The sequence below is a fragment of the Haloarchaeobius caseinilyticus genome, assembly GCF_051207395.1.
In the GTDB taxonomy this organism is placed as follows: Archaea; Halobacteriota; Halobacteria; order Halobacteriales; family Natrialbaceae; genus Haloarchaeobius.
On the sequence record NZ_JBPJZC010000001.1, the window covers coordinates 1,577,744 to 1,603,807 of the forward strand.

26 protein-coding genes and 1 tRNA gene are annotated in these 26,064 nt (G+C 65.4%); 15 read left to right on the top strand and 12 right to left on the bottom strand.

Going from position 1 to position 26,064, the window contains the following annotated elements; translation table 11 throughout:
• The first annotated feature begins 337 nt into the window (after positions 1–337).
• Positions 338–1,627, top strand: coding sequence for a TiaS agmantine-binding domain-containing protein (locus tag ACSC1P_RS08300; RefSeq protein WP_435359673.1), 1,290 nt, complete (start codon positions 338–340; stop codon positions 1,625–1,627).
• Between the two features lie 11 nt (positions 1,628–1,638).
• Here the strand turns inward: ACSC1P_RS08300 and ACSC1P_RS08305 are convergent, their stop codons facing one another.
• The 4 genes from ACSC1P_RS08305 to ACSC1P_RS08320 form a co-directional block, all read right to left on the bottom strand.
• Positions 1,639–2,046 (bottom strand): DUF7994 family protein, encoded by a 408-nt coding sequence (locus ACSC1P_RS08305; RefSeq protein WP_435359674.1) that lies wholly within the window; start codon positions 2,044–2,046, stop codon positions 1,639–1,641.
• A 108-nt stretch (positions 2,047–2,154) separates the two neighbouring features.
• Positions 2,155–2,682 (bottom strand): NUDIX hydrolase, encoded by a 528-nt coding sequence (locus tag ACSC1P_RS08310; RefSeq protein ID WP_435359675.1) that lies wholly within the window; start codon positions 2,680–2,682, stop codon positions 2,155–2,157.
• 15 nt (positions 2,683–2,697) lie between these two features.
• Complete coding sequence (locus ACSC1P_RS08315) at positions 2,698–3,816, bottom strand: threonine synthase (RefSeq protein WP_435359676.1); 1,119 nt, start codon at positions 3,814–3,816, stop codon at positions 2,698–2,700.
• 41 nt (positions 3,817–3,857) lie between these two features.
• A complete protein-coding gene (locus tag ACSC1P_RS08320; RefSeq protein ID WP_435359677.1) occupies positions 3,858–4,814 on the bottom strand; it encodes a succinylglutamate desuccinylase/aspartoacylase family protein in 957 nt (318 codons plus the stop codon).
• 210 nt (positions 4,815–5,024) lie between these two features.
• On the opposite strand from ACSC1P_RS08320, the gene ACSC1P_RS08325 reads away from it, so the two are divergent.
• The 3 genes from ACSC1P_RS08325 to ACSC1P_RS08335 are packed head-to-tail and all read left to right on the top strand — an operon-like array spanning position 5,025 to position 7,484.
• On the top strand, positions 5,025–6,371 hold the full coding sequence (locus tag ACSC1P_RS08325; protein ID WP_435359678.1) for an MFS transporter: 1,347 nt from the start codon (positions 5,025–5,027) through the stop codon (positions 6,369–6,371).
• Between the two features lie 51 nt (positions 6,372–6,422).
• Positions 6,423–7,322, top strand: coding sequence for a DUF7536 family protein (locus ACSC1P_RS08330; protein WP_435359679.1), 900 nt, complete (start codon positions 6,423–6,425; stop codon positions 7,320–7,322).
• A gap of 39 nt (positions 7,323–7,361) precedes the next feature.
• Complete coding sequence (locus ACSC1P_RS08335; RefSeq protein WP_435359680.1) at positions 7,362–7,484, top strand: hypothetical protein; 123 nt, start codon at positions 7,362–7,364, stop codon at positions 7,482–7,484.
• Positions 7,485–7,491: 7 nt separating this feature from the next.
• Here ACSC1P_RS08335 and ACSC1P_RS08340 read toward each other — a convergent pair whose 3' ends face one another.
• Positions 7,492–8,712: a potassium channel family protein gene (locus ACSC1P_RS08340; RefSeq protein WP_435359681.1), complete on the bottom strand. Its 1,221-nt coding sequence runs from the start codon at positions 8,710–8,712 to the stop codon at positions 7,492–7,494.
• 506 nt (positions 8,713–9,218) lie between these two features.
• Here ACSC1P_RS08340 and citZ point away from each other — a divergent pair.
• Positions 9,219–10,355, top strand: a complete 1,137-nt coding sequence (citZ, locus tag ACSC1P_RS08345; protein ID WP_435359682.1) for a citrate synthase — start codon at positions 9,219–9,221, stop codon at positions 10,353–10,355.
• 230 nt (positions 10,356–10,585) lie between these two features.
• On the top strand, positions 10,586–12,970 hold the full coding sequence (locus ACSC1P_RS08350; RefSeq protein WP_435359683.1) for a PAS domain S-box protein: 2,385 nt from the start codon (positions 10,586–10,588) through the stop codon (positions 12,968–12,970).
• Here ACSC1P_RS08350 and ACSC1P_RS08355 read toward each other — a convergent pair.
• On the bottom strand, positions 12,887–13,078 hold the full coding sequence (locus ACSC1P_RS08355; protein ID WP_435359684.1) for a hypothetical protein: 192 nt from the start codon (positions 13,076–13,078) through the stop codon (positions 12,887–12,889). The two genes, ACSC1P_RS08350 and ACSC1P_RS08355, sit on opposite strands and share 84 nt — an antisense overlap.
• A gap of 90 nt (positions 13,079–13,168) precedes the next feature.
• Complete coding sequence (locus ACSC1P_RS08360; protein ID WP_435359685.1) at positions 13,169–14,536, bottom strand: MATE family efflux transporter; 1,368 nt, start codon at positions 14,534–14,536, stop codon at positions 13,169–13,171.
• 53 nt (positions 14,537–14,589) lie between these two features.
• Between ACSC1P_RS08360 and ACSC1P_RS08365 the strand changes: the two genes are divergently transcribed.
• Together ACSC1P_RS08365 and ilvA are read left to right on the top strand one after the other, a co-directional pair.
• Positions 14,590–14,994 carry a gamma-glutamylcyclotransferase family protein gene (locus ACSC1P_RS08365; protein ID WP_435359686.1) on the top strand — a complete coding sequence of 135 codons (405 nt, stop codon included), beginning with the start codon at positions 14,590–14,592 and terminating at the stop codon, positions 14,992–14,994.
• 234 nt (positions 14,995–15,228) lie between these two features.
• Positions 15,229–16,440 carry a threonine ammonia-lyase gene (gene ilvA / locus ACSC1P_RS08370; protein WP_435359687.1) on the top strand — a complete coding sequence of 404 codons (1,212 nt, stop codon included), beginning with the start codon at positions 15,229–15,231 and terminating at the stop codon, positions 16,438–16,440.
• 21 nt (positions 16,441–16,461) lie between these two features.
• Here the strand turns inward: ilvA and ACSC1P_RS08375 are convergent, their stop codons facing one another.
• Positions 16,462–16,785 (bottom strand): hypothetical protein, encoded by a 324-nt coding sequence (locus tag ACSC1P_RS08375; protein WP_435359688.1) that lies wholly within the window; start codon positions 16,783–16,785, stop codon positions 16,462–16,464.
• Between the two features lie 126 nt (positions 16,786–16,911).
• On the bottom strand, positions 16,912–17,787 hold the full coding sequence (locus ACSC1P_RS08380; protein ID WP_435359689.1) for a hypothetical protein: 876 nt from the start codon (positions 17,785–17,787) through the stop codon (positions 16,912–16,914).
• 80 nt (positions 17,788–17,867) lie between these two features.
• Between ACSC1P_RS08380 and ACSC1P_RS08385 the strand changes: the two genes are divergently transcribed.
• The 4 genes from ACSC1P_RS08385 (at position 17,868) to ACSC1P_RS08400 (ending at position 19,074) form a co-directional block, all read left to right on the top strand.
• Entirely contained in the window at positions 17,868–18,299 is a 432-nt protein-coding gene (locus ACSC1P_RS08385; RefSeq protein WP_435359690.1) for a PaaI family thioesterase, read from the top strand.
• A gap of 52 nt (positions 18,300–18,351) precedes the next feature.
• Positions 18,352–18,732, top strand: coding sequence for a RidA family protein (locus ACSC1P_RS08390; RefSeq protein WP_435359691.1), 381 nt, complete (start codon positions 18,352–18,354; stop codon positions 18,730–18,732).
• Positions 18,729–18,929 (top strand): DUF7981 family protein, encoded by a 201-nt coding sequence (locus tag ACSC1P_RS08395; protein ID WP_435359692.1) that lies wholly within the window; start codon positions 18,729–18,731, stop codon positions 18,927–18,929. Before ACSC1P_RS08390 ends, ACSC1P_RS08395 begins: the two co-directional genes overlap by 4 nt.
• Positions 18,930–18,992: 63 nt before the next feature.
• Positions 18,993–19,074 (top strand) — tRNA-Ser (locus tag ACSC1P_RS08400).
• A gap of 185 nt (positions 19,075–19,259) precedes the next feature.
• Here the strand turns inward: ACSC1P_RS08400 and ACSC1P_RS08405 are convergent.
• On the bottom strand, positions 19,260–20,699 hold the full coding sequence (locus ACSC1P_RS08405) for an FAD-binding oxidoreductase (protein ID WP_435359693.1): 1,440 nt from the start codon (positions 20,697–20,699) through the stop codon (positions 19,260–19,262).
• A gap of 133 nt (positions 20,700–20,832) precedes the next feature.
• On the opposite strand from ACSC1P_RS08405, the gene ACSC1P_RS08410 reads away from it, so the two are divergent.
• Complete coding sequence (locus ACSC1P_RS08410) at positions 20,833–21,558, top strand: SOS response-associated peptidase (RefSeq protein WP_435359694.1); 726 nt, start codon at positions 20,833–20,835, stop codon at positions 21,556–21,558.
• A 216-nt stretch (positions 21,559–21,774) separates the two neighbouring features.
• Positions 21,775–23,418: a thermosome subunit beta gene (gene thsB, locus ACSC1P_RS08415; RefSeq protein WP_435359695.1), complete on the top strand. Its 1,644-nt coding sequence runs from the start codon at positions 21,775–21,777 to the stop codon at positions 23,416–23,418.
• 132 nt (positions 23,419–23,550) lie between these two features.
• Here the strand turns inward: thsB and ACSC1P_RS08420 are convergent, their stop codons facing one another.
• Together ACSC1P_RS08420 and lrp are read right to left on the bottom strand one after the other, a co-directional pair.
• Entirely contained in the window at positions 23,551–23,859 is a 309-nt protein-coding gene (locus tag ACSC1P_RS08420; protein ID WP_435359696.1) for a thiamine-binding protein, read from the bottom strand.
• 221 nt (positions 23,860–24,080) lie between these two features.
• On the bottom strand, positions 24,081–24,539 hold the full coding sequence (gene lrp / locus ACSC1P_RS08425; protein WP_435359697.1) for an HTH-type transcriptional regulator Lrp: 459 nt from the start codon (positions 24,537–24,539) through the stop codon (positions 24,081–24,083).
• A 125-nt stretch (positions 24,540–24,664) separates the two neighbouring features.
• On the opposite strand from lrp, the gene glnA reads away from it, so the two are divergent.
• On the top strand, positions 24,665–26,017 hold the full coding sequence (gene glnA / locus ACSC1P_RS08430; RefSeq protein WP_435359698.1) for a type I glutamate--ammonia ligase: 1,353 nt from the start codon (positions 24,665–24,667) through the stop codon (positions 26,015–26,017).
• The last annotated feature ends 47 nt before the right edge of the window (positions 26,018–26,064 follow it).

Below are 26,064 nucleotides of genomic sequence, written 5' to 3' on the forward strand. Positions count from 1 at the left end.
TTTTTGGCCGGTTTAGCGGTGTGAGCGACAGGTGAATCCGAGGTACTCGATGGCGCATCGTTTCCGGTGCAAAAGTGGCCGACGCAATCACTGTGGCGCGCGCTGGTGAGCGTGTCGAAGACCGCGAACCGGTATCGCGCGAGGGATGACGAGCGAGACGAAGTCGAGCGAGGAATCGGATGGGGAGGGTGTGGCTGCGGTCATTTTCCATCGGCAGTCGTAAACTGCTTCGCGAAACGACCGGTTACGACGGCGACCACACCGATTGGGGCTACTGAAGCAACAGACGCAGATAGAGTCGAAACCGAGAAACCGACCCACTTCTTCACACCGACCAATGACGGTCATCGGCCTCGACGATACCGACTCGCGCACCCGCGGGATGTGTACGACCTACGTCGCGAACCGGGTCGCCACGCGCCTCCGCGACGACGGTGCGAACGTCGAGCGCCTGCTTCTCGTCCGGTTGAACCCTGCTGTGGAGTTCAAAACGCGCGGCAATGCGGCACTCGCGATTCACACCGATGCCGACCCCGAAACCGCCGAGCGAGTCGCCCGCGAGGAACTCGACAAAGCTGCCGAAGTCGACGACCCACGAACGAATCCGGGGCTGGTCGTCGCGCCCGACGCACCCGAAACGGTCCCCGACGCTGTCGCCAACTTCGCCCGAGACGCCCTCCGCGAGATTCTGCCGGTCGAACGAGCCACCGAACTGGCCGACGAGGCTGGCTACCGACACGCTGGCTGGAAGAACTCGCAAGGAATCGTCGGCGCACTCGCTGCAGTCGGCGCGTGGGCCGCCTTCGACGACTGGACGTACGAACACATCAGCTACCGCGAACCGGACCGCTGGGGCACCGACCGCCACCTCGACTACGACTCGCTGTTCGACGCCGCAGACGAGCAGTACCCGAAGGCGTGGGACACCGTGGACCGCGTCGAAGGCGAGGCGGTCTGCGTGCCGCACACGCCGTGTCCCATCCTGTACGGGATTCGGGGCGACGACGCCGAGGCGTGCCGGAATCTCGCCGGTGCAGTCGACAGCGAACCAGTCCACGATTCCGCGCTGTTCGTCACGAACCAGGGGACCGACGCGCACCTCGCGCCGGGCGAACTCGGTTCACTGGCCGAAGACCGCGCCTATCGCGTCGCCGGAACCGTCGCTACGGAACCTGAGACGCGCCGCGGCGGCCACGTGTTCTTCGAACTCGCGGAGGACGCCGACGGCGACGGCAAGTCCCCACAGTCGATTCGCTGCGCCGCTTTCGAACCGACGAAGCGATTCCGTGACCGGGTTCGTGCGCTCCGCGAGAACGACCGACTCACCGTTTGCGGCGAAGTGAGCGACGGGACACTCAAACTGGAGAAATTCGCGGTCCGCGAACTGGACGAGACCGAACTGACGACGCCAATCTGTCCCGACTGCGAGCGAACGATGAAGTCCGCCGGACGGAATCAGGGCTATCGCTGTCGGGACTGCGGGACGAGTGCGCCTGGCAAGGTCGAGAGTCCGGTCGCACGCGACCTCGAAATCGGCTGGTACGAGGTGCCGCCGTGTGCCCGGCGACACGTGGCGAAACCACTCGTCAGGGGTGGCTTCGACGCGCCGACGCACCACGAGCGGTGAGAACGCCCCCCTCAGACGCCGAGTTCCCGGTCCACGTCGATCTCGATGTTCACCCGGTCGCCACCGCGAAGCAGCATGTACGAGAAGTACGTGAGCGAGAACAGGATCGCCAGCCCACAGACGAGCATGAGCAGCTCTTCACCCGACGCCGTTCCCGAAACGAGTGCCGAGGCATACTGGAGCGGAAGCGAGAGGCCCGACACGAGGAATCCGATGGCGAGGAAGTGTCGCCACGAGACGGCGAGAGGACCGACAGTGAGTTCGGCGACAGTGCCCGCGAGGAGTCCGCACACACCGGCGAATGCCATGATGCCGATACCCGGCTGGCTGAGTGTCGCTTCGAGGCCGAAGATGGCGAGGAAGACACCCACCAGTCCCAGACACAACAGTCCCCAGTAGCGGAAATACGACTGCTTCATACGCTTCGTTCGACAGGACTGCCCGTAAGTGTTAGTGCCGAATCCGGGACGAGAACGAGTGACAGCACCCGGAAACCCTTCGTGACTCCACAGGAGAGCGGCCGACGGTCACTGCCCGAGCAGTGACCAGGCCGCCTCCAGTCGCGCCGCGTGGTCGCCGTGCAGCTCATGCTCACTTGCAGCGAAGGACTCGGGCGTGAACCAGTCGACTGCTTGGACTTCGGACACGACCGTCGGCTCGCCGCGAACTCGGTCGGCCGAGACCGCGAAGCCGATGGAGACGATGTGTTTCCCGTCGCCGTGGGCCTCCGCGAAAGTGTCGAGTAAGGTGAGGTCGGCCGGGTCGACTTCGACGCCGGTCTCCTCGCGGAGTTCTCGGGCCGCAGCGACCGCAGGTGCCTCGCCGACTTCCATGTGCCCGCCGGGGACGGCCCAGTCGCCGACGCCCGGTGGGACACCACGCTGGGTGAGGAGCACGCCCTCGTCGCCGACGACCCCGACACCGGCACACGGCGCGGGGTTGTGCCAGACGACGCGCTCGCAAGCCGAACAGAAACGACGGTCACGCCCGTCGACGCGTCGCTCGGTGAGTTCGTCGCCACACTGTGGACAGAACGATGCAGGATACGAGGCCATAGCACTGGAAACGACTCAGAGCGTCGTCAATCCGCTGCCCGTCAGCGGGACGACGACGTCCTCGTCCTCGTCGATGACGCCGAGTTCGCGGTACTTCGTGAGCGCCGCAGGTGCGACGGCGCAGGTCGGTTCGACGTAGAAGCCGCGGCGATGCAGCGCGTCGAGCGTGTTCTCGACGATGTTCTCGCCGAGTGCGATGCAGTCGCCGCCGGTCTCGCGGATGGCGTCGAGCAACTGATTTTTTCGAGCGGGTTCTCGAATCTGGATGCCGTCGGCCATCTCGTTGGGTTCGTCGTCGCCGCGTTCCTCCGCCTCGACCTCGCCGTGGAAGGTGTCCGCGATGGGGGCGTATCCCGCGGCCTGTGCGCCGAGAATGCGCGGCATCGAGTCGATGATACCTGCTCGGTTGAGTACGTCGAAGCCGCGGTAGGCCCCGAGCAGGAGCGTGCCGTGCCCGACCGGAGTGACGAGCACGTCCGGAACGTCCCAGTCGCGCTGTGCTGCGAGTTCGATAGCGAACGTCATCGTCCCGGCGTAGAACGCGGGGTTCCAGGCGTGGCTGGCGTACCAGCCTTCGCCTGCTTCGACGGCGTCGACAGCGGCGCGGGTCACGTCTTCTCGGCTACCCTCGACGCGAACCGGTCGGGCACCGGCGCGCTGGATGGTCATCAGCTTCGACTGCTTCACGTCGGCGGGGACGTACACGTCTGCCTCGATGCCGGCACGGGCGGCGTACGTCGCGATTGCTGCACCTGCGTTCCCTGAAGAGTCCTCGATGACTTTCTCGACGCCGAGGCCAGCGGCGCGCGAGAGTGTCGTGGTCGCACCGCGGTCCTTGAACGAGCCAGTGGGCGAGACGTACTCCAGTTTGAACTCGGCGTCCCAGTCGGGGGCGTCGACGAGCGGCGTGAAGCCCTCGCCCAATGTGACGCGCTGGTCGACCGGCAGGAACTCGTGGAACGTCCAGAGACCGCGTCTGGTGTCCAGTTGGCTGACGGGAAGCGGATTGCCGTCGGGCAGCGGCGGCATCTGGAGGTCGAGCGCGTGGCCGTCCGTCAGACAGCGCCACGGTTCGGCCGCGCCTGCTTCGTACTCGGTACCACACTCGGGACAGTAGAGATGCTGGGTCGTCATGTCGTCGTAGTCGTCGGTAGTCGTCGATGGTCGTCGTCTCGTCAGTAGTCGTCGAGGTCGGTGCCGACCGAGCAGACGTATTCGCCGGTCGCGACTTGCGGGAGTCGGCGGGTCCGCCAGAAGATGCCGTCGGAGTCCGCGGTGATTTCGGCCTTGCGCTGGCCGAAGGCGTCGGTCACGCGGAAGATGGTGTCACCGCGTTCGACGTGCTCGCCGAGGTCAGGCAGGAACTCGACCAAGCCACCCGCGGGCGAGCCGTACTGGTCGAAGCTCTTGGCTCTGGTCTGCGTCTCGACCGCCGCCTCGTCGTCGAGGAAGTCGTAGTACCGCAGGACGTTGAACACGCCCTCGACGCCGAGACGGATACTCTCGTGGTCGAAGCCGACCGTGCCGCCGAGTTCGGGGTCGATAGTCGGAATCCCCTCGTCCGGGCCGGCGCGAGCGAGTTGCCCGTCCGGTCCCTTCTGGTCGAGTATGTGGCCCGTGCCGAACACCTTCGCCAGTTCGAGACACTGCTGGTGGAGGCGGTGTCGCCGGCCACAGCGAACTCGCGTCTCGTTTATCATCCGGCTGTCCGACCCCTGATGCAGGTCGAGGATGAGGTCCGCGTCGCGGGCCGCGTCGAACGTCGCCGCGGCGAGTCGCTCCGACGACGTGCCGTCGTGGTCGCCGGGGTAGGTCCGGTTCAGTTTCGTGTCGTCGATGGGGTTGCGGTGGGAGTCTATCTGGAAGCCGTGGTAGTTGACGATGCCGACGATGCGAATCTCGCCAGCCAACTCCGTCGGGTCCAGTTGCGGGAACACCTCCCGTATCACGCCCACACCGTTCAACTCGTTACCGTCACTTACCGCCTGCACGTACAGCGTCCGCCCGTCCCGCTCGCCGTTCACGACGGCGACAGGGAGGCCGACCGGGCTGCCGTCGCGGGTCTCCCCGACGGTGAGCCGACCCGTATCGACCTCGCCGGGTTCCGCGCTCGCGCTTCCCAAGGTCGTCATTGCCCTACAGATAGGTCGGTCTCCTTTTAGGTGTTCGGACTACCGGCCGACATGGCGGCCATCGATGAGTATGGTGAGCGGACACCCACGAACGAATCAGTTCGGCCCCCGCCGACGTTCGTCATCGACAGGCCAGTCTTCGAACGCGATAATAGCCCACAGTAGCCACCGACCGAACCGATTTTGGTCTCGTCGGTCCCACAGTCTCGCGTGCCTGAGAGTGACACACCCGGGGCGTTCACGTACTTCAAGCAGTTCTTCGCGCTCGAACGGGACGTGTTCGTCCTCTCCGTAGCGATGTTCGCGTTCAGCCTGGGCTTCCAGATGACCGGCCGATACATGGGCGAGTACATCTACGCGCTGGGCGGCACCTCGCTCGTCGTCGGCCTGTACGGGAGCTTCGGAAACCTCATCTCGGCGGTGTACCCCTACCCCGGCGGAGCCATCTCCGACCGAGTCGGCTCGCGGACCGCGCTGACCGCCTTCGGCTTCGCGTCGGCGCTCGGCTTCGGTGTCTGGCTGCTCGCACCGAACCTCGCACTCGGCCCAGTGCCGGCGTGGGCGTGGCTGTTCGTCGGCCTGCTGCTCGCGCAAGCGTGGAAGTCGTTCGGACTGGGCGCGACGTTTGCCATCGTGAAGCAGGCCGTCGACCCGGACCGCCTCGCCACCGGCTTCGCCAGCACGGAGACCTTTCGGCGCGTGGCCTTCCTCGTCGGGCCACTGACTGCCGCCGGACTCGTGGCCAGATACGGCTTCGACCTCGGCTTTCGGTACGTCCTCGCGGTCGCACTCGTCGTCGCGCTCGTCGCCACGGTCTGTCAGTGGTTGCTGTACGACGCCGAAGGCGATTCCTTCGGGAAGGAGTTTGAGGGGGTCTCCCAGATTCGTTCCGACCTCGCAGGCCTCCCTGACCCGCTTCGGCCACTGCTCGTCGGCGACACGCTCGTCCGGTTCGCCAACGGGATGGTGTACGGCTTCGCCGTCATCGTCATCACGCGCTACCTCGAAACGGACGCGACCGTCTTCGGCGTCTACCTCTCACCGGAGGCACTGTTCGGCGTGTTCGTCGCCGTCGAGATGGCCGTCGCCCTCGTGACGATGGTGCCCGTCGCCAACCTCGCCCGGCGGGTCGGCCTCGTCCCCGTCGTCGGCCTCGGCTTCTTCGTATACGCCGTCTTCCCGGTGATGCTGGTGAACGCCCCGAATGGTGGCCTCACCATCGCGGGAACCTCGTTCTCGGAAGCGGTCGTCGTCGGGGCCATCTGGGCCTTCTCTGGACTTCGATTCGCCGGACTCCCGGCGCACAAGGCACTCATCGTCGGGCCCGCCGAGAAGGACGCCGGAGGCCGCGTCACGGGGTCGTACTACCTCGTCAGGAACGCCATCACGATTCCGAGCGCCTTCGTCGGCGGTGTGCTGTACGGCATGGCCAACGTGACGCTCGCTGGAGCGACTGTCACTGGGCCACAAGTCGCGTTCACGCTGGCGACCGTCGTCGGCCTCGTCGGGACGGTGTACTTCCTGTGGCGTGGTGAGGAGTTCGCCGCGTACGCCTGAACGGAGTTCCAGACCGACGCGAATTTGTGCCTCTCGGCCTAACCCTCGCGCGTGAGTGAGAACACCGACGTGACCGACGACCGCCCGGACCGCCCACCTGCTCTCCGATTCTTCGAGGCGCTGGGCGTCCGCCGACACGCGAAGTGGGGGCTGTTCAGTGGCGTCGTCCTCGCGTTCGTCCTCGTCGTGTTCTTCGTCGTCCTCCCGTCGCTCCAGTCGGACGTACAGCCGAGAACCGACTCGCCGGCGCTGTTCGCCGTCCTCGGCTTCGTCATCGTCGTCTCGACGGCCCTGTTCGTCACGACCGTGTTGACCGCGCGAACCGTCGCCGGGTACGTGATGTCGCCGCCGAAGTGGATTCGGCGGGCAGGGATTGTCGGCGCACTCGGCGGGGTCGTCTGGGTCGGTCTGGCTGCCCTCGCCTCGACCGCCGTGGCCGCGGGGTCGGGGCCGAGCGCCGGGCTACTCTCGGCCACCTCGCTCCTGCTCGCGCCCGGCATCTGGGCGGTGTACACCCGACTGAAGTACGATACGGGCGACCTCGCCAAACTCGCCGTCGTCGCTTCCGGAGTCGGCCTACTCGGTGTCCACGCCGGGGCACTGCTTGTGGCCGACCCGGTGTTGTCGACGACCGCCTCGCCGCTCGTGACCCCGTTCTCGGTCGGGCTCGGCCTGTTGCTCGTCGGGACGGCGACGTTCGGGCTTGTCGCACGCGAGGCACTCGGCACGGTCGCACTGGTCGCCGTCGGCGCGTGCGTCGTCTCGGGTGTCGGCTTCGGCCTCGTCGCGGCCGATGTCGCTGGCGGTGGTAACTGGCTCGCGTTGCTTACGGTGCCGCCGGTCGGCCTCGCGTGGCTGGCACTCGGCATCGGCTGTCGCAGTAATTCGGTGCCTGCCGGGTGGTCGCCAGACGATGAGCGAGACGAGTCGCTGGGGCAGTTCGTCGACTGACCTGTCCGAAATTTTACTGTGGGGGGTCGTAGTGAGAGCATGGCTCCCGCGTTCCTTGGCGGCGGCGGTGTCGTCTCGGTAGAATTTCTGGTCCTCCTCCTCAACGTCGTGTTCGTCTACTTCCTGTATCGAGTGTACACGGCGTTTCGTCGACGAGGGTAGAACCGGACTACTCGAAGTCCTCTAAGGAGTCGTCGCCCGCGATTTCACCGAGTCGAGTCGCCCCGGCCCGGGTGCCCTTCGCGATGAACACGTCGCCCGCGTGGAGTCTGGTTTGTGGCCCGGGCGAGAGTTCCCACTCGTCGCTGTCGGCCCCGGTGTGGCGCACCGCGATGACGCGCATCCCGGTCTCGGTCTTGACCATCTGCTCGCCGAGCGTCGTCCCGGCCAGCGGCGCACCCTGCCCGACCGTGAGTCGGACGATGACCTCGTCGGACTCGAAGACGGCCTCGGCGACGACCGGGTGGGTGCCCATGCCGCGCAGGACGCCCTCGGCGATTTCCAGTGCCGCGTCCGAGATGACCTCGGTCGACTCGGCGAGGTGCATCAACCCGCGGAGAGCGACCGGGTCGTCGACCCGGCTCGCGGCCTGTAACACCCACGCCTCGAATCGCGATTCGAGTGCATCGACCTCGGCTTCGAGTTCGGCGACCTCTTCGGCCAGCGCGTCGCTGTCGTAGAGGACAGAGCTGTAGGCCACGTCGACCGCGAGTTCGCTCATGTTCTTCATCAGGACGATGGAGTGGACCGCCCGTTCGAGGTCGTCGATACCGGGTTCTTCGACATCGGGCGCGACGAACTCCGCGCCAGTCGCGGTTTCGTACACCGCCGCGACGTTCTCCTCGGTTCCGCGGAGCAACAGCACGTCGCCCGTGGCGAGGGTCGTCTCGGGGCCCGGACTCAGCAACCAGTCGCCGTCAGAGCGGCGCAGCGCGATGACTCTGACACCGGTTTCGGTCTCCAGATTCAACGCGCCGAGCGTGTCGCCGACGAACCGTGAGTCGGTGTCGAGGCGCGCACGAAGCACCGTCTCGACCGCCTCGGGGAGACTCGTCCGAATCGCATCGGGCAGGCCCATCTCTTCTAAGACGACCTTCGCGATGTCGCCGGTCGCATCGCTGACTTTCTCGGTCGCGCCGACGACGCCGAGGACCGGTGCGAGTTCCTCCGCGTCTTCCGGCGAGCGCGCCGCCATCATGAGGCTCATCCGGGCGCGCATCTGGAGCACGTCCATCCGGTCTTCGAGTTCGAGGACCTCCTCCGCGACCTCACGACTCCCCAACAACACGGCCGAGAACGAGAGGTCGATCATCAACTCGGCGGTGTCTTTCATCTCCGCGAGCACTTCCTTGACGCTCACGGGTTCGTACTCCACGTCGCCCTCGTCCATGGCGCGACGTTGGCCCGGCCGCGAGAAAAGCGTTGCCCGGGGCCGACTACCGGGGGGTTCCGAGCCGCGCAGCCACTGTATCATGTCGTGAAAGGAGGCTTGCAGGTGGCTTGACCGTATCGCCGGTCGACCCGTCGGCGTCGACTGGTTGACGAACTATCGTCGACGACGGAATCGAACCGACCGCTCTGGCGCGCGTGGACGAGCGAGGCGAGTGCAGCGAATCGGTTGGGGAGGCTGTGGCGGCGGTCATCTACACCAGCACTCGTGGCCCACCATCCAGAACCACGGACGGTAGCCGTAGAGCCAGAACCGATAGCCTCGAAGCAAACGGGATAGCAACAGCGGGAGGCCATCGAATCGACACCGATCCAAAACGGTGACTGTGCGCCACATACCCACGCCAGAAACCAGCAACATAGACCGCGAAACCCCGGAAATCGCCGGTTCGCAGGAAGGGCCGTAAACGGCAATGTTTTTTGGGGCAGGTCTGCAAGCCTCAACGTATGTCTGACGACCTCAAAAAAGGGCTGGAGGGCGTTCTGGTTGCCGAATCCGAACTTAGCTTCATCGACGGCGACGAGGGCCGCCTCATCTACCGCGGGTACGCGATCGAAGACCTCGCCCGCGACGCCAGCTACGAGGAGGTCCTGTACCTCCTCTGGCACGGGAAACTACCGAATCGCTCGGAACTGGACGAGTTCACAGCGACGATGGCCGAAGAACGGCACATCGACGAGGGCGTCATGGCGACGGTTCGCGAACTCGCCGAACAGGACGAAGAGCCGATGGCCGCGCTTCGCACGACCGTCTCGCAGCTCTCGGCGTACGACCCCGACGCCGAGGCCGACGTGACCGACGACGATGCAAACCTCCGCAAGGGACGACGCATCACCGCGAAGATTCCGACCATCCTCGCCGCGTTCGTCCGCGTCCGCGACGGTGACGACGTGGTCGAACCGCGCGACGACCTGAGCCACGCCGCGAACTTCCTCTACATGCTGAACGGCGAGGAACCGGACGACGTGCTCGCCGAGACGTTCGACATGGCGCTCGTACTCCACGCCGACCACGGCCTGAACGCCTCGACGTTCACCACGATGGTCATCTCCTCGACGCTCGCCGACCTGCACTCGACGATTCCTGGCGGCATCGGCGCGCTCTCGGGCAGCCTGCACGGTGGCGCGAACCAGGACGTGATGGAGGCACTGCTCGAACTGGACGAGTCCGGCAAGGACCCCATCCAGTGGGTCGAAGACCGCCTCGACCGGGGCGAGCGCGTCCCCGGCTTCGGTCACCGTGTCTACAACGTGAAAGACCCGCGCGCGAAGATTCTCTCCAGCAAGTCCGAGGAACTCGGGAAGGCTGCGGGCACGAGCCAGTGGCACGACTACTCGGTCAGCATCGAGGAGTACCTCGGTGAGGAGAAGGGCCTCGCGCCGAACGTCGACTTCTACTCCGCCTCGACGTACTACCAGATGGGCATCCCCATCGACATCTACACGCCCATCTTCGTGATGAGCCGTGTCGGCGGCTGGATTGCGCACGTGTTCGAGCAGTACGACGACAACCGTCTCATTCGGCCGCGGGCGCGCTACGTCGGTCCGTCCGACGCCGAGTTCGTTCCCGTCGACGAACGATAGACGACAGTCACCCGCCGCCCAACTCTCCGCGAGGAGGAAACGGAGCGAAGCGACGTTTCCGACGAGCGTTTTCGGACGACGTTTTCACGAAATCGAGCGTTCGACCCTCGACATCGAGGGTCCTCACGCCCGGCAGCAAATTCGATGTCGCGTGACACGACGGTGGCCGAAACCACTTAGTCGGAGAGTGTCGTGTTGTTGCCATAGTTATCCGAACACAGGAGCGCAACATGGGCGACCCAGCCAAACTGGTCGTCTGCTGTGTCGACGGCGACGAGGCCCGACGGGCCAAACTGGCCGACGCCGTCGTCGACGCTGCTGGCGACACGACCGACGTGTCGGTGCTGTCGGCGGGAACGGCCGATGCCGCGGCCGACCTCGTCACAGACCCCGTAGAGCGAGTGCACTGCGTCCTGAGCGCCGCACAGCTCCCGGATTCGTCGGCAATCGGGTGCGTGGACGCAGTCCGAGCCGACACTGACGTGCTCCCGGTAATCGTCGTCGCGCCAGACCACCTCGTGGTCGCCGACGAGGCGCTCGCGGCGGGTGCGACGGACGTCGTCGCCGGCGGGAGCGAGCAAGCCAGACGACTCGCCGCTCGCCGGGCAATCGCTGCCGGGCGTGAATTCCGCACCAAGCGACAGGAGCCAAAAGAGACGCCCGTCGACAGTCTGTTCGAGAACACGAGCGACGCCATCGTCGTCGCCGACCTCGACGGCGACAGCGCGTCCATCAGGCACGCGAACGACGCTTTCGCCGAGATGTTCGGCGGCGACTCGGCCGAGCTGGCCGGACAGGACATCGACGAAGTCGTCCATCCACCGGACCGCCGTGATATCGGCTACGAACTCAATCAGCGCGTGGCCGACGGCGAATACGTCGAGACGGAGGGGAAGCGAATGACCGTCGATGGGGCACGCGACTTCTTACTCCGGAGTGTCCGACTCGGCGACGGCAGCGACCGGGCGTACTTCGTCTACACCGACATCACCGAGCGGAAGCACCGAGAGAAAATTCTGCACCTGATGCACGACGCGACGCGGGAGATGATGGTCGCAGAGACCAAACCCGACGTGGCCAAGCGGGCGGTCGCGACCGGGCTGAACGTCCTCGGTCTCCCGAAGACGACGGTGTACCTCGTCGAGGGTGGCCGACTCGAACCGGTCGGGACGACCTGCAGCGACGGGCCGACGCCGATTCGTCTGGACCGCGAGACGCCACTCGGTCGGCAGTTCGCGACGAACGAGACCAGTGTCTGTTCGGTCGCTCGTGGCGAGGACGAACGGACGGTCCTCGTCGTCCCACTGGGCGACCACGGCATCCTCGTCGCTGGCGACCTCCCACAGGACTCGGTCGACGACGCGACCGTTCAGGTCGCCGAGTTGCTGGCGACACACATCGTCTCGGCGCTGGAACGGGCCGAGCGCGAGGACTTGCTGCGCGAGCGCGAGGACGAACTCAAACAGCAGCGCGACCGCTTCGCGGCACTGTTCCAGAACGTCCCCGACCCGGCGGTGTCGTACGTGTTCGACGCAGAGGGCACGATGCAGGTGACGGCGGTCAACGCCGCGTTCGAGGAGGTGATGGGCTACGACGCCGAGACGGTCGTCGGCAGCGACCTGGACGGGTTCATCGTTCCGCCCGGCGACGGCGACGAGGCGACCGGACTCAACGACGACTTGATCGCCGGGAACTCGATGCACGTCGAAGTCAGACGCCAGACCGCGAGCGGGGTCCGAGACTTCATCCTCCACGGCGTCCCGGTGACCCTCGGCGAGCGCAGCGTCTTCGGCTTCGCCATCTACTCCGATACGACCGAACAGAAAGAACGCGAGCGACAACTCCGTCGCCAGAACGAACGACTCGACGAGTTCGCCAGTATCGTCAGTCACGACCTTCGGAACCCGCTGACGGTCGCGCGGGGCCACCGCGACCTCGTCGCGGCCGAGGTCGACCACGACTCACTCGACGAAATCGCGTGGGCGCTCGGCCGAATGGAGACGCTCATCGAAGACGTGCTCACGCTCGCCAGACAGGGCAAGTCCGTCGAGGACCCCGAACCGATTTCGTTCGAGCGCGTCGTCACGGGAGCGTGGGCCGCCTGTGACACGCCCAGTGCGACACTCGACCTCGACGGCGAGTTCCCCAGCGTGTTGGCTGACGGTGAGCGACTCGCCGCGCTGGTCGAGAACCTCGTCCGCAACGCCGTCGTCCACGGGCGCGAGGACGCGACGGTGACGGTCACGAGACTGCCTGACGGGTTCGCCATCGCGGACGATGGTTCGGGCATCCCCGACGACGAGGTCGACGTAGTGTTCGACCAGGGATACACGACGGCGACGGAGGGGACTGGGTTCGGCCTCGCTATCGTCGAAGACATCGCCAAAGCGCACGACTGGACGGTCGAACTCGACTGCGAGGTCGACGGTGCGCGATTCGTCTTCTCCGGCGTCGAGTGGTGTGACGATGCGGGTACGTCGGCGGAGCCGGCAGAACCGACGACGCCAGTCGAACCGGAATCGCCGGGGGAGTCAGCCGAACCGGCGGTAGACGGTGGCACCGACGGCGAGGACGACACACCCGGCGGCGATGACGAGCGGGATGGGGCCGTCTGAGGACTGGAAGTCCCACCCGAGAGCGACCCAGCCGAGGAGTGCGACGGCGAAGACGAGCAGGCCGACGTACTGCAGTGTCTGGGAGTCGCTTCGGCCAGCACCCGGCATCAGCCAGTCACCTGCGTTCGGGGGCGGCAGTCGATGGACATACGTGAGAACAAATAGTGTCCAGAATAATTAATTTTCTGTATTTTTATATCAGTCGGTCGCACTCCCACGCTCGGCCATCATGCTCGCGGCGCGACTCGCCCAGTTCCCGCGCCAGAAGCCGACTGTGACGACGAGGCCTGCCAGCCCGTAGTAGCCGACGATGCCGCCGTAGGCACCGAGGACGCCGTAGTCGAGCGTGATGCCGACGACGTAGCTGAAGCCGAGGAAGAAGACGAGCAGGCCGAGCACGCGGCCGACGAACGGAAGGCGCGTCTCGCTCCCCCCTTGTAGACAGCCCGAGAAGACAGTGAAGGCGACGAGACCCGGCGCGGCCAGTCCATAGGCGCGGGCGAAGCCGACCGCGTAGTCGACCGTCGCCGGGTCACGCGTGAACACGCGGACGAACACCGGTGCGCCGACGACGAGGACGAGGCCGATGACGCCGACCGTACAGAGGCCGAGCAAGCCGGTCGCGAGGCCGTCGCCGCGGGCGCGCTCCGGGTCGCCCTCCCCAAGCGCCTGCCCGACGACGACGCTGGCGGCGACGCTGTAGCCGCGCGAGAGCGGCCCGGTCACCTGCTGATAGATGCGACGGCCGACCTGGAAGCCCGCGTTGACCTCGGTGCCGAAGCCGAGTAGGAGCGCGTTGAAGGGAAATTCTGCGAGTGTGTTGGCGAAGCCGTCGGCGATTCTGGGCACCGAGACGACGACGAGTTGCCGGGCGACGATGGGATTCGATGGCCAGACGAAGCCCGCACTGGTGCGGCCGGTCCAGAGCAGGAGACAGAGGACGACTGCCGTGAAGACGTTGCTACCGGTGGTCGCCAGCCCGACGCCGACGATTTCGAGTCGTGGGAAGCCGAGCAACCCGAGGCCGAGAACGATACTCCCGACGATGTTCAGGCCGTTCGAGATGACGTTGACGTACATCGGTCGGCGTGTGTCGCCGGTTCCCTGCATCGACCGGGCCGCGACGAGTGAGACCTGTCTGGCCGGTGCAGTGGCGAAGACGATGGCGAGGTAGGTCCCGCCGAGGTCTGCGACCGTCTCAGATGCACCGAGCACGCCGATGGCTGCGTTCCCGAAGAGGAACCCGACGATGGCGAACGGAATGCCAGTCAGAAAAGCGAGTGCGACCGCCTGTGTGACGGCCTCGTCGCGGTTTGCCTCCGCGCCGGAGCCGGTGTCCTGACTGGAGAGTGCGATGGCCCCGCCGCCGAGGCCGAGGCCGATTCGGAGCGGGAATCTGGCGTAGAGGTCGGCGAGGCCGATGGCGGCGATGGCCGCGGGCGAGAAGAGACCGGTGACGAGCACGTCCGTCGTGCGCATCGCGGTGCGCGTGGTCTGTTCGACCATGACGGGCCAGGACAGGCCCAGTACGCGCCGCCAGACGCTCGTCACGCGGCCTCTGTCCATGCCTCGGGTTCCCACCCTCGGGCCTTTTAGCCGTCGGAAGCGGAAGCCGGTGTATGGACGTGTTCGTCTACGGGACGCTGACCGAGTCCGCACAGGTCGACCGACTGCTCGACGACTGGCAGTTCGGCCCGCGCGTCGAGTTGCGCGGCTGTCACCGCGCCGACGGAGAGTATCCGACGCTGGTGCCCGGCGGCGACTGTCGCGGGAGAATCTTGCAGACGAGTGAGATGGACACGCTCGACCGGTACGAAGGCGTCGAGCGTGGGCTGTACACGCGGGTTTCGGTTCCGTGGGAGAGGGACGACGAGGCAGTTTCCCGCGACGTGCAGGTGTACGTCGGCGACCCGGAGCGACTCGACGTCGCGGAACCCGTCTCGTGGCCCGGCGAGGGACCGCTGTTCGAGCGCGTCGAGACGTACTGTCGAAGCGAGTGTACGGTCGCCCGACTCGACGACTGACGAGCGGCCGACGCCTGTCTGACAGCCAACTTTACCCGCCGCAGTCTATCGATTATACTTCCACTCCGCTTGGATGGCCTTTATGTGCGTGCCCACTCGCTGTACACCTGCACGTCACACGCGTGCTTCCCCCGTATATTCCTCTTTCAGACAGCGCCCACCGAGCGATGACCATCGGCTGGCTGGCGCAGTGGTGCGAAAAAGATTACCAGTGGGCACACCGACTGGCAAAATATGCTCGAACTCGACGACGTGTTGGAAGCCCTGCCGCGAGTCCGCGAGACATCGCGACACACACCCATCGAGTACTCGCACACCTTCTCGGACATGACGGGTGCGGACGTCCACCTGAAGATGGAGAACTTCCAGCGGACGGGGTCGTTCAAGATTCGCGGGGCGACGAACCGAATCATGACACTTTCGGACGACGAGAAAGCCGCCGGGGTCGTGACCGCCAGTGCTGGAAACCACGCGCAGGGCGTCGCACTCGCCGCGACGCGCTCGGGTGTCGACGCGAAAATCGTCATGCCGGAGTACGCACCGATTTCGAAGATAAAGGCGACGCAGAGTTACGGCGCCGAGGTCGTCCTCCACGGGGCAGACTACGACGAGGCCGCCCGGAAAGCCCACGAACTCGAAGAGGAAGAGGGCCGAACCTACGTCCACGCCTTCGACGACCCGTACGTGATGGCCGGACAGGGGACCATCGCACTGGAGATTCTGGAGGACCTGCCCGAAGTCGAGACCATCGTCATCCCGATCGGTGGCGGCGGCCTCATCGCCGGGATGGCGACCGCCATCAAGGCGAAGAACCCGGACATCCGCGTCGTCGGCGTACAGGCCGAAGGCGCGTCGAGCACCGCCCAGTCGCTCCAGAAGGGCCAGCGCTTCGAGTTGGACCACGTCGACACCATCGCAGACGGTATCGCCGTGCGTGAGCCCGGCTCGCAGACGTTCGAGGTCATCCGCGAGCGCGTCGACGAGGTCGTCACCGTCTCGGACCCAGAAATCGCGATGGCCCTGACCTACGTCCTCGAACGCGGGAAGACGCTGGTCGAGGGAGCCGGCGCGGCCCCGCTCGCAGCAATCCTGTTCAACAAGTTCGACTACGACGACGGCGAAGTCGTCGTCCCCGCGATGTGCGGTGGCAACATCGACCTGAACATGCTCACGACGGTCATCATGCGCGGTCTCGTCGCCACCGGCCGCTACGTGAAGATTCGGACCGTGCTGCGCGACCGACCCGGGTCGCTGGAGACGCTTCTGCACATCATCGCGAAGAAGAAGGCCAATATCTACGCCATCCAGCACGACCGCACCTCGCGGCAGATCGGCATGGCCGACACCGAGGTCGAAGTCGACCTCGAAACCCGCGGGCACGACCACGTCGAGGAGTTGCTGGAAGCGATTCGGGACGAAGGCTACGAGGTCGAAGTGCTGGTCTGAGTCGGTTACGGCAAACGCTGGTCAGTTCACCAGCGTGTTCACGAGCAACGAGAGCAGGCCGAGTGACGCCGCGACCGAGGCCATCGTCGCGTGCGTAAGTCCTTCTTCTTGCGCGCGGCGTCTGGCCGCGGCGGCGAACAGTGCAGCACCACCCGTGAGGACGAGCGCCGCGAGAGTCCGGTCGCGCAGTCCCATCTGCAAGAACGTGCTGAGCGCGACGACGAGGACGACGCCAACCGCGCCGAGCGTCACCGCGCGGCCCGACGCAGGGCCACGGCTCACCATGGAGAGGGTACCGGAGACGAGGAGCGCGATGCCCGCGACGACGAGGAACACGTCGCTCATCGACGACACCTCGGCTGTTCGCCAGCCACGGGGGGAGGGGCAGGCGTCTGAAGCCGCATCGCCCGGGCATAGGGGTGTCGGCGTCAAAGGTTGGTAGCCTATTCCCGCTGTGGCTGCGAGCCAGGGTCAGCACTCACCACGACGCCGGAGACCGTACCGCACTGTCAGGAACTGCCGACCGAACAGCCACATCTCGTGCGTGGCGACCACGTCGGCACCTGGTTCCGGTGGCTCCGGTGCGTCGGGCGCATCGACAGGCCACACTCGGAATCGCTGGCGCATCGGCAGGCGAAACTGGCCCAGTGGCGTGACGAGGAACAGCCCGGGGTCGCCCGCCGACTCGGTCGTAAGCTCGACCGCGCCCGCGTCGCCGAGGTGGTGCATCGACAGGACGGTCGACAGGTTCGCGAACGGGAGCGGGACGGCGATGTTGACGAACCGCTCGTCCTCGTCCCCGTCTCCCGTCCCTCGCGCCTCACTGGTGTGTGTCGCGTACATCGCGACGAAGACGCCCTCGCCGGTGTCTGCGTCGGTCCGAATCCACGCCCGGGCACCGTTCCGCGGGTCCGCCGTCGGGTCGAGTCGTTCGAGTCGGTTGTCGAGGTGGACGACCCGGTCGTCGGCCGGTGCAGGGAGGTTCAACTGTTCGAGCCGACTCGTCACGAGACTCGCCAGCCACGCGCCGGTTCGGAAGGGCCGGTGCCACTCGGCAGTGAGCGTCGCGTCGTACTCGCTCGTCCGTTCGTAGAAGTGCCTGACTGCGGGGGCGACAGCGTCGGGGTCGAAGTCCGGGCGGGCGAACTCGGCCATGTCGTCCATCTCGCCCGCTGGTTCCTCGCCGGTGCCGACGCCTTCCCGCGTGACCCAGTCACCGCCGATTCGGCCGCGAGCACGAAGCGGCGACAGTGGCACGTCGTCGGCGCGAGCGTTGGAGAGTCGTCCGAACGTGGCCGCAGCTACGGCCACACAGAGCGAGCCACCGACAGCGGTACGCGTTCGCATCTGTGCGTCGGTTGGAACCGCCCCGGCAAAGGCCGCGCGGTCGACGAACCGTATTTCGCACTGGCAGGTGAGGAATAGCTGTGAACGACGACCACTACCGCAAACTCGAACGGCTGTACGCCTCGGCCCCGGTCAACGACTTCTACGACCCCGAACTCACGATTCACGAGGGCGAAGCCGAACTGGTCACGCCGGTCTCTGAATCGCACTTCCACGCGGCGAACGCGGTCCACGGCTCCGTCTACTTCAAAGTCCTCGACGACGCCGCCTTCTTCGCCGCCAACTCGCTCGTCGAGGACGTGTTCGTCCTCACGACGGAGTTCAACATCTACCTCGAACGGCCCGTCTCCGACGGCGAGATTACCGCCGTCGGCGAGGTGGTCAACGACAACCCACGACAGCTCATCGCGGAGTCGGTCGCCTTCGACAGCGACGGGAACGAAATCGCCCGCGGGAGCGGGACGTTCCAGCGGAGCAGCATCGACCTGACGCCGGACGTCGGCTACGAGTGAACACTCTGGAATCCGAAGGGGTTTAAGTCGTTACCCTGCGTCGGTCCCGGGCATGAAGCGAACCATCAGCACTCCGGACGCACCGGAAGCAGTCGGTGCGTACAGCCAGGCGACGACGAACGGCGACCTCGTGTTCACCGCGGGCCAGATTCCGATGACCGCAGACGGCGAACTCCTCGACGAGGAGTCCATCACGGTCCAGACACGCCAGTCGCTGGAGAACATCACCGCCATCCTCGAAGAGGAGGGCTGCACGACGGAGGACGTCCTCAAGGTGACCGTCTTCATGGACGACATCGAGGACTTCGACGAGATGAACGACGCGTACAAAGAGTACTTCCTCGACAACCCGCCGGCCCGCTCGGCGGTCGAAGTCGCCAACCTGCCGAAGGGCGTCGGCGTCGAAATCGAGGCCATCGCGTCCAGCGAGTGACGCCGCGCGCGAAGTCCGCCCTGCTGTGGGGTGCCGTCGGCACCTTCGTGTTCCTCGTGCTGTATCAGGGCTACGTCGCACTGGGGAACGACGGCGTCGGGTTCCTGTCGGCACTGGCGGTCGGTGTCGGCGTCGGCGTCGGCGTCGCACTCGGCGCGTACCTCGGCGAAGTCCGACTGGTCGGTCGCGGCCGGTAACTCGTCGCACGCCCCACACCGAAACAAAGGCGTTAAATGCAACACCGGGCAACTGTCGGGTGAGCCAGGATGGCCGAATGGTAAGGCGCACGCCTGGAAAGCGTGTTCCCTTTCGGGATTCAGGGTTCAAATCCCTGTCCTGGCGCTTCTACTGAATTCGACCGACGAGCGGAGCGAGTCGCGAATTCAGTGAAGCGACGACGAAGGGATTTGAACTTCTCTCGCTCGTTTCACTCGCTCGAACGTTCAAATCCCTGTCCGGACGTTCTCGAAGCGTAGACACCACGGGCGGGCAGATTTCTGTCGTGCGGTTTGCAGCGAGTAACGCCCTCAGTCCGCCGCCGGCGTGCCGACACCCGGACGGACGTTCTGGTTGCCCTGGAACACGTTCTCTGGGTCGTACTTGGTTTTGACCGCGACGAGTCGGTCGTAGTTCTCGCCGAACAGTGTCGTCGCTGGGTCTTCGAGCAAGCCCGGGAAGTTCCCGTAGCTGCCGCCGACGCCCTCGATGGCGCGGAGTTCTTCGACCGTCGCTCGCGCCCACGCCACGTTCACGCCGTCGGCAGCGGCGTCCTCCCAGTTGGCCTCAACCGTGACCATGAACGGTTGCTGGCGGTGCCAGAACGCGGTCGCATCTGGGGCCACGTCGGTAATCGCGCCGCCGAGGTGCCACACGTCGACGGTCGAGAGCGTGGAGGGGGCACGGACACCACGACGGACGACGACTTCGACGACCTCGGCGGTGAGTTCGGGGACGTACACCGATTTCCAGTAGTAGCGCAGGCCGTCGGGATAGTCCTCGTCGAGCATCGTCTGGAGGTCGGTGTAGGCCATCTGTGCGCTAAAGTCCGCGATGGGGGTCGCCACCTCGCGGAGGGACCGGAACGTCGCCTCGGCGATGGCTTCGGGACCGTCGTAACAGCCGAGGAAGGCGACGGCTGGCTCACCCCAGGCGCTTTCGGGGAACTCCGCGAGTTCGGGGACGTGGGCGACGAACGGGAGGACGCTGGCTTCGCGCGGGGCGGTCCGGACGAACTCGTGGAACGCCTCGAACGCCATCGGCGCGTCGCGGCCCTGGTACCAGACGAAGAGACCGAACACGTCGTCGATTGGATGGAGGTGGAACTCGAAGCTGGTGACGACGCCGAAGTTGCCGCCGCCGCCGCGGACCGCCCAGAAGAGGTCTGAGTTCTCTGACTCGCTGGCCGTTCTGACGGTCCCGTCAGCCGTGACGATTTCGACCGATTCGAGGCCGTCGCAGGCGAGGCCGTACTCACGCCGGAGGTGTCCGAGACCGCCGTTGAGGGTCAGTCCGGCGACGCCGGTCGCCGAGACGACGCCGAGCGGTGTCACGAGGCCGTGTCGAGTGGTCTCTCGGTCCACGTCGCCGAGCGTCGCCCCGCCTTCGACGCGAACGCGCTTCGCCGCTGGGTCGACGACCACGTCGGTCAGCGACGTGAGGTCGACGACGAGTCCACCGTCGCAAATCGCGGTGCCAGCCACGTTGTGGCCACCGCCGCGGACCGCGAGTTCGAGCTCGTGCTCGCGGGCGAAGGCCACCGCGGCGACCACGTCCTCGGCCCCGGTACACTGGGCGACGAGCGCCGGGTATCGGTCTATCATCGCGTTCCAGATACTGCGTGCCTCGTCGTACACGTGGTGATCGGGTGTGACGACCGTGCCGCCGAAGTCGGCGACGAACGCGGCGACCGCGTCGGGCGGCAGTCGGTCGAAGACCACCTTCCCCACCGTGTGTGACGATTCAGACATACGGTGCGTAGGCGACGAGCGCCGATAAGCAAGTGTCGCGGAAAGACGTGACATCCGCCGCGAGTCTCGTATCGGAGTGAAAAAGACGCCAGCAAGCCGCCCGCTTTAGTCCCTCCCGCGCGTACGCACGAACATGTGTGGCCGCTACAGTCTGTTCGTCACGGCCGACGAGCTTCAGCAGCGATTCGGCGTCTCGGTGCCGGAGACGTACGAACCGCGGTACAACATGGCCCCGGGACAAGACCTCCCAGTGGTTCGGGCCGACACCGACGACGACCTCTCGTACGCGAACTGGGGGCTGGTGCCGTCGTGGACCGACGACCCGGACGACGCGCCGAAGCCCATCAACGCGCGCTCTGAGACGGTGCGAGAGAAACCGATGTTCCGTGGCGCGTTCGCCGCGAGTGACCCAGCAATGGCCGGTCGCTGTCTCGTCCCGGCCGATGGCTTCTACGAGTGGACGCAGGCGGGCGACGGGAAGCAACCGTATCGTGTGACCCTCGCCGACGAGGGCGTGTTCGCGATGGCTGGGCTGTACGCGGTGTGGGAAGGCATCGAACCCCAGACCGGACTGGACGCCTTCACCGGTGGCGGGTCGATCGAACCCGAGTCGAAGACGGTCGTCTCCTTCACCGTGTGTACGACTGAACCGAACGAATTCGTCGCCGACTTGCACGACCGGATGGCTGTGGTGCTCGCCCCAGACGAAGAACCGACGTGGCTCCACGGCGACCCGGACGAAGCCGCCGCCTTGCTCGACCCGTATCCAGCCGACGAGATGGACGCCTACCCCGTCTCGCGGACGGTCAACGACCCGGGGAACGACTCGCCAGCCGTGGTCGAAGAAATCAGCGGGTGACGTCGGGCACCTCCGGTGGCAGAGCTACGACAGTATATAAACTGTGGCGTTCGGCGAGCAGATTGCCGGAAGTGGGTGTGGTAAAGTGGAACATGATTTCCCCAATTCGGCGTTACGTCTGTCGGTTTGTGATGCACAGTAGAGAGAGACCATCTCGGACGAACGACGCAAACCACCCACATTTATATAGAAGCACAAACAATCCATCGGACGACTATGAGTCAGCGAATGCAGCAAGGTCAGCCGATGATCGTCATGTCCGATGATTCCCAGCGCGTCAAGGACCGTGACGCGCAGGACTACAACATTCAGGCGGCTCGCGCAGTCGCCGAGGCCGTACGTTCCACACTCGGCCCGAAGGGCATGGACAAGATGCTCGTCGACTCGATGGGCGACGTCACCATCACGAACGACGGTGTCACCATCCTGAAAGAGATGGACATCGACAACCCGACGGCCGAGATGATTATCGAGGTCGCCGAGACGCAGGAAGACGAAGCCGGTGACGGCACGACGACTGCCGTCGCAATCGCTGGCGAACTCCTCAAGAACGCAGAGGACCTCCTCGAGCAGGACATCCACCCCACGGCCATCATCAAGGGCTTCCACCTCGCCAGCCAGAAGGCGCGTGAGGAAGTCGACGACATCGCAGAGACCGTCGACGCCTCCGACGAAGCACAGCTCCGCAAGGTCGCAGAGACCTCCATGACGGGCAAGGGCGCAGAACTCGACAAGGAGCACCTCGCACAGCTCATCGTCGAGGCCGTCCAGTCCGTCACCGTCGAGGGCCAGGTCGACATGGACTTCCTCAAAATCGAGACGCAGACGGGGCAGTCCGTCTCGCAGTCCGAACTCCTGAAGGGCGCCATCGTCGACAAGGACCCGGTCCACGACGACATGCCGAAGACCTTCGACGAGGCGAAAGTCCTCCTCCTCAACGAGGCCGTCGAAGTCGAAGAGGCCAGCACGGACACCGAGGTCAACGTCACCGACCCGTCCCAGCTCCAGAAGTTCCTCGACCAGGAAGAGAAGCAGCTCAAGGACAAGGTGCAGGCCATCGTCGACTCCGGTGCTGACGTCGTCTTCTGCCAGAAAGGCATCGACGACCTCGCACAGCACTACCTCGCCAAGGAAGGCATCCTCGCCGTCCGCCGCGTGAAGAAGTCCGACATTCGCTTCCTGCGCGAGATTCTCGGCGCGAACATCGCCTCCGACGTCGACGACATCGAAGCCTCCGACCTCGGCGTCGGTGCCATCGAGCGCGACGACGAGGACGAGATGTTCTACGTCAAGGGCGCAGAGAACGCACACGGTGTCACGCTGCTCCTTCGCGGCTCCACCGACCACGTCGTCGACGAACTGGAGCGCGGCGTCACGGACGCACTCGACGTCGTCGCCCAGACCGTCACGGACGGTCGCGTCGTCGCTGGCGGCGGTGCCATCGAGGTCGAAGTCGCCTCGCGCCTCCGCGACTACGCTGACTCCGTCGAAGGCCGCGAGCAGCTCGCCGTCGAAGCGTTCGCCGACTCGCTCGAACTCGTCCCCCGCGTCCTCGCCGAGAACGCCGGGCTGGACTCCATCGACATCCTCGTCGACCTCCGTGCAGAGCACGAGAGCGGCAACAAGCGCGCTGGCCTGAACGTGTTCTCCGGCTCCGTCGAGGACACCTTCGAGGCTGGCGTCGTCGAGCCGGCTCACTCCAAAGAGCAGGCGTACACGTCTGCCACCGAGGCCGCGAACCTCGTCCTCAAGATCGACGACATCATCTCTGCCGGTGACCTGAGCACCGACAAGGGTGACGACGAGGGCGGCGCACCCGGCGGCATGGGCGGCATGGGTGGCATGGGCGGCGCGATGTGAAGTTAGGCTGACTCACATCTTCCCGCGACCTGCTGCACCGACCGCACTCGACACTCACACATCTTCTTTCGACGCCGATTCGACCAGTGACGACGTTGACTGGTGTCTGAAAAACGAAGAAGACAGGACCGACTACGGCTTCGCCGTCTTCGGGGTTCGCGCCTTCTCGACCGCTGAGATGCGACTCGCGGCGGTCAGTTCACGCGTCGGGTCGTCGTCGATTGAGAACGAGGTGACGACGCGACTGTCGGCGGCTGCTTCGTGAGCGGCCTGCACCGCGGCGAACGCTTCGGCGGCGGTCTCGGCCTCGATGATGGTGTCCATCGCCGTCGTCTCGTAGGTGACGCCCTGTTCGTCGAGGGCGTCGAGCGCGCGAGCGATGGCTTCGGACATGTGCGATTCTCCGACCGGCAATATCTCGAATCGAGCGATGACGGACATGATTGTGGGTGTTGCGACGTTCGCGGCTCACACTAGGTAGGGCACGGTGGCGAAAATCGCTTTCTTGGGCTATCGTGACGCCTCAGTCGCGAGAGTCGTCCGGACCGACAGCATCGTCGCTCGGAACTACCGCACCGCTCGTCGCACTGGCGGCGGTCGGAGTGCTCTTCGTCGTCGGCTTCGACCGGGTCGCGATGGCGGGGCAGCAGGAGTGAGCCGAGTTACTCCGACAGGTCGAGCTCGAACTGCTCGTTCTCACACACCGGGTTCAGCACGACCGACGTGTTCGACTCCTTGATTTCGGGGTCGGTGAGCAGGCGCTTGATCTGCGTGTTCATGCCGTCGGTGTCTTCGAACTTGCCGATGGCGATGACGTCGTAGTCGCCCGTGACCTCGTACACCGAGACCATCTGTTTCTCTTCTTTGAGGCGGTCGGTCACGTCGGGGAGCGCACTCCCTTCGACTTTGAGTTGGAGCACGGCGGTCACGTCGTAGCCGAGGAGGTCGTAGTCTATCTTGGGCGTGTACCCGCGGATGACGCCCTCGTCTTCGAGTGCCGAGACGTGGTTCGAGACGGTCGTGACAGAGACGTCGAGTTCCTCGGCAAGGCTCCGAAGGCTTGCGTCGCCGTTGTCGAGCAGCGCGTTGACCAACTTCGCATCGAGATTTTCGTACGTCATTACATCCACGTCCCATCTCCAGGCATTAGAATTTTACGAACATCCAGTTCTCATCGCGCTACCCAGAATTGCGTATAGGCGAAGGGTTTTAGTAATGGCGTGAGTCGGACTATACGACGAGAAAGATGACAAGCGGCAACCTCTCCACCGACGAGGAGGCAGTACTCGAGCGAATCGAAGAAGAGAACATCGACTTCCTCCGCCTGCAGTTTACCGACATTCTCGGTACCGTGAAGAACGTCTCCATCCCGGCAAGCCAGGCCGAGAAGGCGTTCGAGGAGGGCATCTACTTCGACGGGTCGTCTATCGACGGTTTCGTGCGGATTCAGGAGTCCGACATGCGTCTCGAACCCGACCCGGCGACGTTCGCTGTCCTCCCGTGGCGCAAGACCGAAGAGAGCGCCGCAGCACGCCTCATCTGTGACGTGATGGACACGTCGACGGGCGAACCGTTCCCGGGCGACCCGCGTGGGGTCCTCAAGCGCGCCATCGAGCGTGCAGAGGACATGGGCTACGACATCAACGCCGCACCGGAACCCGAGTTCTTCCTGTTCGAGGAAGACGAGGAGGGGCGCGCGACGGTGAAGACGAACGACGCCGGTGGTTACTTCGACCTCGCGCCGAAGGACCTCGCGTCGGACGTCCGCCGTGACATCATCTACGGCCTCGAATCTATGGGCTTCGACATCGAAGCCTCGCACCACGAGGTCGCAGAGGGCCAGCACGAGATCAACTTCACGTACGACGACGCGCTGTCGACGGCGGACAACGTCGCCACGTTCCGGTCCGTCGTTCGCGCCATCGCGGCCGAACACGAACTGCACGCGACGTTCATGCCCAAGCCCATCGCGAAGATCAACGGTTCGGGCATGCACACGCACATCTCGCTGTTCCAGAACGGCGAGAACGCGTTCCACGACGACGACGACGAGTTCAACCTGAGCGAGACGGCCAAGCAGTTCACCGCCGGTGTCCTCGAACACGCATCGGCCATCACCGCCGTCGCGAACCCGACCGTGAACTCCTACAAGCGACTCGTCCCGGGCTACGAGGCCCCGGTGTACGTCGCCTGGTCCGACCGGAACCGCTCGGCGCTCATCCGGAAACCGGCCGCACGCGTCCCGGCCGCGAGCCGTATCGAGCTTCGCTCGCCCGACCCGGCGTGCAACCCCTACCTCGCACTCGCCGTCATGATTCACGCCGGTCTCGAGGGCATCGAGCAGGGGCTCGAATGCCGTGAGCCGGTCCGTGACAACATCTACGAGTTCGACGAGCAGAAGCGCAAAGAACACGACATCGACACGCTCCCGACGAACCTCGGCGAGGCGGTCGACGCCCTCGAATCCGACGAAGTCATCGCCGACGCACTCGGCGAGCACGTCTACGAGAAGTTCATTGAGGCCAAGCGCGCCGAGTTCAAGGACTACCTCGTCGACGTCTCCGAGTGGGAACTCGACCGGTACCTCGAGAAGTACTGAATCTGTATCGACTGCGACCACGAAACCTATAGTGACCGGTCGCTTTT